Origin of the sequence: Allorhizocola rhizosphaerae, from assembly GCF_003426775.1 — a bacterium.
Taxonomy (GTDB): Bacteria; Actinomycetota; Actinomycetes; order Mycobacteriales; family Micromonosporaceae; genus Allorhizocola; species Allorhizocola rhizosphaerae.
On the sequence record NZ_QJUG01000035.1, the window covers coordinates 40,095 to 51,014 of the forward strand.

Below are 10,920 nucleotides of genomic sequence, written 5' to 3' on the forward strand. Positions count from 1 at the left end.
ATGGGCACGACGACGCTGAGCACCGACCTCATCCTCCAGATGCGGGGGATCACGAAGGAGTTCCCCGGCGTGCGGGCGCTTGACGGCGTCACGTTCCACGTGCGCCGGGGCGAGATCCACGCCCTGGTCGGCGAGAACGGCGCCGGGAAGTCCACGCTGATGAAGGTGCTCAGCGGCGTCTACCCGCACGGCGACTACGAGGGCGAGATCGTCCTGAATGGACAGGCGGCCGAGTTCGGCAGCATCCGCGACAGCGAGCATGCCGGCGTGGTCATCATCCATCAGGAGCTCGCCCTCGTACCGCAGCTGTCCATCGCCGAAAATCTGTTTCTGGGCAACGAGCAGTCCCGCGCCGGCCTCATCGACTGGCACGCGACGACGTCACGCGCCGTGCAGGTGATGCGCAAGGTCGGCCTGCGCGAGGAGCCGGGCCGGCTGGTCGCCGGGCTCGGCGTGGGCAAGCAGCAGCTGATCGAGATCGCCAAGGCGCTCACCAAGGACGTGAAGCTGCTCATCCTCGACGAGCCGACGGCCGCGCTCAACGAGACCGACAGCGCCAATCTGTTGCGACTGCTGCGGGATCTGCGCGAGCACGGGGTCACCAGCATCCTCATCTCGCACAAGCTCAACGAGGTGCTCGCGGTGGCGGACTCCATCACGGTGCTGCGCGACGGGCGGACCGTGGAAACGCTCGACGTGCGCGGTGATGCCGTTGACGAAGACCGCATCATCAAGGGCATGGTCGGGCGTGATCTCGAAAACCGGTACCCCCCAAGGGAAAATCCCAAGATCGGTGAGGTCTTCTTCGAGGTGCACGATTGGAATGTCTATCACCCGGAGATTGCCGATCGTCATCTGGTACGCGATGCGGCGCTCAATGTCCGGCGGGGTGAGATAGTCGGCCTCGCCGGGCTGATGGGCGCGGGCCGCACCGAGCTCGCGATGAGCGTGTTCGGGCGGGCCTACGGGGCTCGCATCTCCGGCCGGATCGTCAAGGACGGCAAGGAGCTCAAGCTCAAGACCGTCGCCGACGCGATCGATGCCGGGCTGGCCTATGTGACCGAGGATCGCAAGGCATATGGGCTGCACCTGGACGAGGACATTCGGCGCAACGTCACGCTGGCCGACCTGCCGCGCGTGTCGAAGCGGGGCGTCATCGACAAGCTGGCCGAGACGGCGGTGGCCGAGCGGCTGCGCGAGGCCCTGCGCATCAAGACGCCCAGCGTGTTCCAGCGCACCGGACACCTGAGCGGTGGCAACCAGCAGAAGGTCGTGCTCGGGAAGTGGATCTTCTCCGAGCCGGATCTGCTCATCCTCGACGAGCCGACCCGCGGCATCGACGTGGGCGCGAAGTACGAAATCTATTTGATCATCCAGCGGCTCGCGGCCGAGGGCAAGGGCATCCTCGTCATCTCGTCGGAGCTACCCGAGCTGCTGGGCATCTGCGATCGCATTTACGCGATGAGCGCAGGCAGGATAACCGGCCAGCTCCCGGCGGCCGAGGCAACACAGGAGGCACTGATGAGGCTCATGACCGCGACGGCCAATGGAGGGGGGCGGCAGGCGTGACCACAGCGGAAATCACCGCCGACGAGGCGCGGGACGAGCCGGCGTGGCGCGCGCTGTTGCGCCGCATCGACTTCCGGCAGTACGGGATGATCATCGCACTGGCCGTCATCGTGGTGCTGTTCGGCGTCACCACTGACGGGGTGCTGCTGCGCCCGCTCAACGTGACCAACCTGATCATGCAGAACAGCTATGTGCTGGTGCTCGCGATCGGGATGATGCTCGTGATTGTCAACGGGCACATCGATTTGTCGGTGGGCTCGGTCGCGGCGTTCGTCGGGGCCATCACGGGCGTCATGATGGTGACGTGGGACTGGCCGTGGCTGGCCACGGTGGCGGTCGCGTTGGTTGTTGGGGCTTTGATCGGGGCGTGGCAAGGGTTCTGGATCGCGTATGTGCGCATCCCGTCGTTCATTGTGACGTTGGCTGGGATGCTGCTGTTCCGTGGGCTCGCTCAGACCGTCCTCAAAGGACAGTCGCTCGCGCCGTTCCCGGAGGCGTTCCGGCAGCTGAGCTCCGGCTACCTGCCACAGGTCGGCAAGTTCAGCGGGCTGCACATGATCACGGTGGGGCTGGGTGTGCTGGCGTCGCTGGCCGTGATCTGGATCGAGATTTCGTCGCGGCGCAGGCGCGCGGAATACGGACTGCCGCCGGGGTCGTGGGTGTGGTCGGTGGTGAAGCTGGCCGCGCTGATCGCGGTCATCAACGCGTTCGCGTTCCAGCTGGCGCGATACCGGGGCCTGCCGGTGGTGGGCATCCTGCTGATCGTGCTCATCATCGCGTACTCCTTCGTCATGAATTCGTCGGTCGCGGGCCGTCGCGTGTATGCGGTGGGCGGCAACGAAAAGGCGGCGCTGCTGTCGGGCGTGAAGACCAAGAAGGTGTCGTTCGGGGTGTTCGTCAACATGGGTGTGCTCGCGGCGCTGGCCGGGCTCATCTTCGCCGGACGGCTCAACGCGGCCACGCCCCAGGCGGGCGTCAACTTCGAGCTCGACGCGATCGCGGCGGCGTTCATCGGTGGTGCGTCGGCGTCCGGCGGTGTCGGCAAGGTGATCGGCGCCATCGTCGGCGCGCTCGTCATGGGCGTGATGAACAACGGCATGTCCATCATCGGCATGGACGTCAACCTGCAACAGGTGGTCAAGGGAGCGGTGTTGCTCGCAGCGGTCGCCTTCGACGTCTACAACAAAAACAAGTCCAAATAAGTCACTTTGCTGGTTGATCATGAACTTACGTCCATGTTCGACGGCGTGTCGTGACCGAAACTTCATGGTCAATTTCAAAGCACAGTAGGAGGGGTCGTGACCGACCGTTTGCCCCGTATCGGCGTCCTCGGCATCACGCAGGCGCTGTACGACCACATGATTCCGGGGATCACCGAGCGGCAGGCCGGCTACGCCCAACGGGTGGCGGACAGCCTTGCCGACGTGTGCGAGTTCGTCGTCGGGCCGCCGGTGAAGACCCGGCAGGACGCCGAAAAAGTCATGCGCCAGTTCGAAAACGACGACCTGGACGGTGTCCTGGTCATCATGCTGACATACGGCCCGGCGATGCGCGTGGCCCGGCTGTTCAACGAGAACAAGCTGCCGGTGTGCCTGGCCAACATCCAGCCCGAGGCGGCGGTGACGCCGGCGTGGGACATGGCCGACATGACGTACAACCAGGGCATCCACGGTGCGCAGGACACGGCCAACGCGATGGTGCGGGCCGACCGGCCGTTCGATGTCATCACGGAGGACTGGCAGAGCCCGGCCTTCAAGGAGCAGGTCGACCGGTGGGCGCGGGCGGCACGGGCCATCACGGCTTGGCGCACGCTCAAGGTGGGCGTGTTCGGGTACGCGATGAACGACATGGGTGACATCCGGGTGGACGAGAACGCGCTGCTGCGGGCGCTCGGGCCGGAGATCAGCTTCATCGCGCCAGGGGATCTGTGGCGCGGGATGTCGGCCGTGCCGTCGGATGCGGTGGCCTCGCTGATGGCTTGGGAGGACGCGAACTTCGAGGTCGACGGGCAGCTGTCCAATGAGGAGCGTGAAGACCACGCGCGGATGCAGCTGGCGATTGAGAACATCCTGACGGATAGGGGATATGGGGCCTACTCGACCCACTTCGATGCCATCGGGGAGGATGGGCGGTTTGCCCGGCTTCCGCTGGCCGCTGCGTCGACGTTGATGTCGAAGGGTTATGGCTATGGGGCTGAAGGTGATGCGATGGCCGCATCGATGGTGTATGCGGCGCATCAGCTTGCCGGTGACGGACACTTCACCGAGATGTACGCGATGGACTTCCCGAGTGAGTCGATCCTCATGAGCCACATGGGTGAGGGCAACTACGCGGTGGCGCGCAAGGACGAGCCGGTGCGGCTCATCAAGCGCTCGCTGGGCATCGGCAAACTCGACGACCCGCCCACGTTCCTGTTCCGCATCGAGCCTGGGCCGGCGACGCTGGCGTCGCTGGTTTCGCTTGGTGGGGAGCGGTTCCGGATGGTCGTGTCGGAGGGCGAGATTTTGGACTCGCAGGTGCTGCCGGTGCTTGAGATGCCGTACGGGCAGTTCCGGCCGAACACGGGGCTGCGGCAGTGCATGAACAACTGGCTGAAGGCCGGGGGCACGCACCACATGGCCATGAACATGGGGCTGCACGCGGACGACTGGCGGGTGTTCTGCGAGCTCGCGGGGATCGAGTTTCGCGCCGTCTAAGCACTGTGGCCCGCGCGATGTGGCGGCGTGCCCGGGGTTGCCCCGGGCACGCCGCCCTTTGTCGTATCGACGTTCATCGCGCAACCGAAATGTAAGCGGTGGCGTTCAAACTGTTCGCTGGCTGTCAGCAAGCGTATGCAGACGGCCGCCACGTTCCACATCACGGTCGGAAAAGCACAGGTGGAAGCGTTGATGAGCAGCCGCTCGTGGCGGTTACAGCCCGTTACGCTGAGATAACACAACATATTGACATACCCACATTCGATCGTTAGTGTTCGTGGCTCTGAGACGTCCTATCGCTACTTGCACGGGGGAGTGCCATGCTGCGATCGCGCTTCGTTGTCCTTTTAGGTCGATCTGTCCCTCGGCGTTGGCATGCGCGGGTAGCGGTGTTCAGCGCGCTGCTGGTGGCGGCGGCCGGTGTGCCGTTGCCAGCCGTGAGCGCTGCGGCTGCGCTGCAGTCGTGTTCGGACAGTCAGCACACTTCGGCTGCTGCGGCGGCGATGGCGAAGGCTTGCGGGCAGCCGGTGGAGGACATGTCTTCTCGCAGGCCGGATGCGCAGGTGTATGCGCATCCGGGTGGAACCACGGAGCTGCGTGAGTTTTGGCGGCCGCGGTGGGCCAAACGGGGCGACGGCTCGTGGGCGGCGGTTGACACCGCTTTGCGGTTTGAGGGTGGCCGGGTGACTCCGGGCAATACGGTGTTGCCGATGTGGTTCTCCAACGGCGGTGACGCCCCATTCGCCACTTTGGCCGACGGCGACAGGCAGTTGGCGCTGTCGTGGCCGGGCACACTCCCGGCACCGGTGCTGGACGGCAACTCCGCTACCTACCCCAACGTGCTAACCGATGTAGACCTGCGAGTGACCGCGGAGCCTACCGGGTTCACGCAGGTGCTAGTGGTCAAGTCGCTGCAGGCGGCGGCCCATCCGGCGGTGCGCAACGTGCGCCTGGGTTATGCCACCCGGGGGGTGAGCATCTCACAGGACGCTGGTGGTGGGGCGCAGGCCCGCGACCCGGGCGGCAAGGTGGTGTTCACGTCGCCGCAGCCGACGATGTGGGATTCGCGTGGCGCCGCACCGGGCGGGGCTGCGCGTACGGTGCTGGAGGTTGAGTCGGTGCTGCCGCGGATCACCGCGATGGATCAGCAGATCGACGCCACCCACATCACCGTGATCCCGGATCAGGCGATGCTGAACGATCCGGCCACCGAGTATCCGGTCTTTGTGGACCCCTCATGGTCCGGCGCAAAGCTCGGCAATCTTTGGAAGATGGTGGCCAACCGCTCCGATCTGGTCAACAGCTCCACCTTCACCCTTAACAATGGGGCCATTGCGGGCGACGCGGGAGCGGGACGGGTCTGCGACAACTCCAACAACGGGGTGTGCACCAGCACTCAGTATCTGGTGCGGTCGATGTTTGACATGGATACCAGCGGCATCCATGGTCGCCGGATTATCAGCGCCACCTTCAATATCACGCAGAAGAATTCGTGGACGTGCAACCCTGGCTCAAACGCCCGGTTGTGGTTGACGGGCGGGATCTCCTCTTCGACGACCTGGAATACTCAACCCGCCTGGGAGTCTGCTTGGACGATGGACGCACCGGCATCGCACAAGTGGGATGCCAGCACCAGCTGCTCCGGCCCGGGCAACGTGGCGTTCAATGTTACGGCGCTCATGCAGGAGGCGCAGCGGCACCCGGAGTGGGGCGGAAGCGCTACCCTGGGATTAAGGGCCATCGATGAGGGCACCGTGAGTCAGTGGAAGCGGTTCGACTCGACCACCGCATCGCTGTCGATCGTGTACAACACACCGCCCAACAATCCGGACAACCTGTCCACTCATGGGCAACCGTGCACCGAGGGTTCCGGGCGACCGGTTGTGGCGGTGACCAACCCGACACTGTCGGCCAGAATCACCGACCCCGACGGGGCCGGCGAAGGGGACATCAACGGTTCGCTGACGGGCGAGTTCCACTGGGACAGGTGGAATACGACGACCGGCGTGTGGGAGCGGATCGGCTCCGCCGTGGGGCCGACCCAGGCTAACGGGACGACCAGCCCGTCACCGGCGCCGACGTTCGCCACGGGCGGCATCTACCGGTGGTTGCTGCGCGCGGCGAACTCGTGGTCATATCCCAATGCGGGGTCAGGCACCGACTACACGAACTGGACCCGATGGTGTGAGTTTGAGGTCGACGCGGTCCGGCCGAACACCCCGCTGATTACGCCGGATGCGGCGAACAGCCCGTTCGTGGAAGGCAAGACGGTCAGGGTCACGTTCAGGCCGGGCGGTAGCCCGGCCGACACCGATGTCACTGGCTATTACTGGTGGGTGCAGGATTCGGCCGGGACGACGGCGAAGGTGTGGCAGCCGGGCAGCACGGTGACCGTGGATTGGACACCGAAGTTGGGCCAGGGGACCATCCGGGTCGAAGTCAAGGACCGCATCGGCGTCAGCGTCAGCTCGGCCAGCTATGTCTTCAATGCCGCGCAGCCGACGACCGAGATCGGCCGCTGGCTGTTGACGGATCCGGCCGGGTCGACCAACGCGGTTGACAGTACCGGCAATGGCCATCATGCCACCGTCACCCTGAGCGCGGGGTCGACGCTGGGCGCCTCTGGCCGTATGGTCAACGGTCCGACCGTTCTGTCGGCCGACGCTGGCGCGGTCGCCGACGTATTCGCTGCCGGTGTGGGATTGGACAACACCAAGAGTTATACGGTGGCGGCGTGGGTGTACCTGTCGGCCAATACCTGGAACCGGTCCGCGGTGGCGATGGACGGCAACCGCACATTTGCCTTCACGCTGGGCGTGGACTATTTCGCTGGCACGTATCGGATGACGGTGTGCCCGCTGGATGTCGATAATCCGTCATGCCCTGAGGCACGGTCGGTCAGCGCGCCGCGGTTGAATACCTGGACGCATCTGGTCGGAAGCTACGACTCGGCCACGCGCAGGGTCAGTATTTACGTCAACGGTGTATTCGAGGGCAGCAGCACGCTGGATGCGGCGCCGTTCAAGGCGTCCGGGCCGCTGGTGATCGGCCGGCTGAAGTGGAACGGTGGCGTTGGCGACCGTTGGCCGGGCAAGCTTTCGGATGTGCGGGTGTGGAACCGGCTGCTGTCGGCCACGGAGATCGGCAAGATGGTGGATCCGACCAACCCTGCCAACCAGGCTACCGATCTCGTGGGGACCTGGTTGGTTGAGCCGCAGCGGTGTACGGCCGGGCCGCCTGTGGTGTGCGAGGATTATTCGGCCTACGCACATGATCTGAGGCTGACAAGTGGTGTGAGCACGACCGCTAGCGGCCACAGTGGTTATGGGTTGCAGGCACAAGGGACTGGTGTGGTCGCTGAAACGCTGGATCCCAATACGTTCGGGCCTGGCCCGGTGTTGCATACCGACCAGTCGTTCAGCGTGTCGGCGTGGGTGAGGCTGGACGACGACGATCCGAGCACCCCCGCGCTGGACTTGCCGACCGCTGCCCGGACGGTGCTCGGCCAGTCAGGTCAGAAGGTCAGCGGCTTCTACCTTGGTGTGCGTCAGGTCAACGGAACCTCACGATGGTGTTTTGCCATCCCGGAAGCCGACATAGACGCCGGTGAGGACCCGAACACGACCGCGCCGTGGTACAACATCTTCTCACCTACGGCGTTGACCACTTCGGACATTGGCCAGTGGCATCATCTCGTGGCCACCTACGACGCCAACAAGTGGGCGATGCGCTTGTACCTCGACGGTATCGAGATCGCGTCGGGAACCCGGCCCAACGCCTCCTTCGCCACCACAGGACCTTTGACCATCGGCTCCGCACTGTGGACTGCGGCTGGAGGCACACCCGACCTGATCGACGACTGGCGGGGCGGTATCGACACTGTCTACGTGTATCAGGGCGTCGTGCCTACGGGTTCAATCGGCAATATTCCCTAGCTCCTTGTCTTCTCACCGATTCTCGTTTCCTACGCCCGGCTTGTTGTGAAGGGACTGTGTCGTGTCAGCTCGTCTTATTCGTAGGGGTTCGCGGCTGCTGAGCCGGCGGGCACGTCGTGTTACCGCTGCGGTGATCGTGGGTGTGCTGGTCTCGTCGCTGGCCGGGCCGGTGTCCGCGTCTGCGGGGCCTTTGTCTCTGCAGGAGGGCCAGCAGGACAAGCCGATCCCTGGGGAACGGGTGGCGGCCAAGGCACGTCCGGCAGATCCGGCGCAGGTCGCGGCTGCGCGGACCGTGTCTCGTGCCGCACCGATGTGGCCGCAGCCGTCCATAGTGGACGTCGACTTGCCGTCGGTGTCTGCACGGGCGGCGCAGGCAGGCCCGGCCCGTGCAGGATCGCTGCCGGTGTGGGTGGAGCCGGTTCCCGCGGCGCGGGGCCAAGCCGGGCCGGGAGGGGTGTCACGGCTGCGGGTGCAGGCCTACGACCGCGATGCGGTGCGTGCTCTGGGTGTTGACGGGCTGCTGCTGCGAGTGCAACGGGCAGACTCGGCCACATCAGGTGGTGTGGTCCAGGTGGGTGTTGACTACAGCGGCTTCGCGAATGCGTATGGGGCGTCGTGGGCGGGCCGGCTACGGCTGGTGCAGCTGCCTGCCTGTGCTCTGACGACACCGGCAGTGGCCGGCTGTACCGATGCGACTGTGCTCGATTCGGCCAACGACGTGCGTGGTAAGCGTGTCACCGCGACCGTTTCGCTGCCCGGCAGCAGTTCTGGCCCAACATTGTCGCGGCAGGACCGCGCCGACGCCGAATATGGGGCACCGGCCGGCACATTGCTGGCGCTGTCTGCCGGGGCGGCCGGAAACGATGGTGACTTTGCGGCCACGTCGTTGTCGCCGTCGTCGACGTGGAATGCCGGGTCGAACTCCGGGGATTTCGCGTGGTCGTATCCGATCCAGGTACCGCCGTCGCTGGGTGGGCCGTCTCCGGGGATCGGTCTGTCGTATTCGGCGCAGTCCGTTGATGGGCGCACCGCTGCCACGAACAATCAGCCGAGCTGGCTGGGTGAAGGGTTCGACTGGTGGCCCGGGTACATCGAACGGCGCTACAAGCCGTGTGCCGAGGACATGGACACGCCCGGGCGAAACAACACGGTCAAGACCGGCGACCAGTGCTGGGAAACCGACAACGCCACGCTGTCACTGTCGGGCCACTCCGGGGAGCTGATCAAAGACGGTACGGATGCCAACCGGTGGCACCTGCGCGGCGAGGACGGCTCGCTGGTCATGCGCAAGACGGGCGCCGGTAACGGTGACAACGACGGCGAATGGTGGGTGCTCACCGATACCAAGGGCACCCAGTACTGGTTCGGTGGCGTGCCGTCGGCGAACTCCGCCTGGAATGTGCCGGTGTTCGGCAACGACCCGGGCGAACCCTGCCGGCAGACCACATTCGCCGCATCGAGCTGCACTCAGTCTTGGCGCTGGAACCTGGACCATGTCGTGGACACCCACGGCAACACCATGTCTTACACCTATGTGAAGGAGACCAACCGATACGGGCGCAACAACACCTCCACCGATGCGGTCACCTACGACCGGGGCGGCTACCTGGCCACCATCAACTACGGCACGCGTACGGGCGGTACAGGTTCGGCTCCGATGCAGGTGTCCTTCGAGGTCGCCGAGCGATGCACCGGTGCGTGCACCAAGACCGATCCGGTGACCTATCCGGACACCCCGCTAGACCAGGAATGCGCCGGCTCGTCATGTAACGATTATGCGCCGACGTTTTGGTCAACCAAACGCCTGGCATCGATCACCACCAAAGTGTGGGATGCCACCAAGCAGCCAGCCGCCGGATATAAGAACGTCGAACGATGGACCTTCACCCACAGCTTCCCCGACCCTGGTGACAGCTCCCGGGCCGGGCTGTGGTTGTCACGGATCTCGCATGCCGGTCTGGTCGGTACCACCACTACGGTGCCGGACATCGTGTTCTCCGGCGTGCAGCTGCAAAACCGGGTCGACACCATCGGCGACCAGCTGTTCCCGATGAATTGGTGGCGCATCTCGCGCATCGACACCGAGACCGGCGGCGCGATCATCGTCAACTACGCACCGCAGGAGTGCGTGGCGGGCACAGCGGCGATGCCTAACGTCAGCGCGTTGCAGGACAACACCTTGCGTTGCTTCCCGGTCCGCTGGACGCCGGACGGGTACACCAACCCCATCATCGACTTCTTCCATAAGTATGTGGTGGCCGAGGTTCGTGAAGGCGATCTGGTGGGTGGGGCAGACGATGTCATCCACCGTTACGAGTACCCGCCGGCGACGGGCGCGTGGCGTTACAGCGACGACGACGGTCTGGTCAAGCCGGAGAACAAGACCTGGTCGGTGTGGCGCGGCTACGCCACCGTGCGTTCCCGCACCGGAGACCCTGCCAAGACGACGCAAACGTTGGCCGAAACCCGGTATTTCCGTGGTATGCACGGTGATCGCCTGCCTACGGGCGCCCGTACGGTCACGCTGCCGGCCGTGGACATGAACAAAGACGGTGACACCAGCGACACCGGGGTGGACGTGCCCGCGGTCAACGATGAAGACGCCTACGCCGGTATGGCCCGGGCCTCCATCACCTTCAACGGTGCCACCGGTCCAGAAGTGTCTGCGGTGGTCAATGAGCCGTGGCAATCCACACCGACCGCCTCACGCACCATCAACG

The 10,920-nt window shown here is 65.1% G+C and carries 4 protein-coding genes and 1 pseudogene; all 5 read left to right on the plus strand.

The genetic code is table 11. From position 1 onward, the window contains the following. Entirely contained in the window at positions 1-1,569 is a 1,569-nt protein-coding gene (mmsA, locus tag DM816_RS09935) for a multiple monosaccharide ABC transporter ATP-binding protein (RefSeq protein ID WP_211588621.1), read from the plus strand. Then, the gene (gene mmsB / locus DM816_RS09940) at positions 1,566-2,771 is read left to right on the plus strand and encodes a multiple monosaccharide ABC transporter permease (protein ID WP_246001789.1); all 1,206 of its coding nucleotides are present in this window, start codon (positions 1,566-1,568) and stop codon (positions 2,769-2,771) included. Before mmsA ends, mmsB begins: the two co-directional genes overlap by 4 nt. A gap of 96 nt (positions 2,772-2,867) precedes the next feature. Then, positions 2,868-4,265, plus strand: a complete 1,398-nt coding sequence (locus tag DM816_RS09945; RefSeq protein WP_117209859.1) for an L-fucose/L-arabinose isomerase family protein — start codon at positions 2,868-2,870, stop codon at positions 4,263-4,265. A 389-nt stretch (positions 4,266-4,654) separates the two neighbouring features. After that, positions 4,655-8,200, plus strand: coding sequence for a LamG-like jellyroll fold domain-containing protein (locus tag DM816_RS42365; protein ID WP_162907289.1), 3,546 nt, complete (start codon positions 4,655-4,657; stop codon positions 8,198-8,200). 61 nt (positions 8,201-8,261) lie between these two features. Then, positions 8,262-10,920 (plus strand): annotated as a pseudogene (locus DM816_RS09965) (SpvB/TcaC N-terminal domain-containing protein); the annotation flags it as partial.

Coding starts and splice junctions, on each gene's coding strand:
- mmsA (WP_211588621.1), top strand. CDS start 1: ATGGGCACGACGACGCTGAGCACCGACCTCATCCTCCAGATGCGGGGG.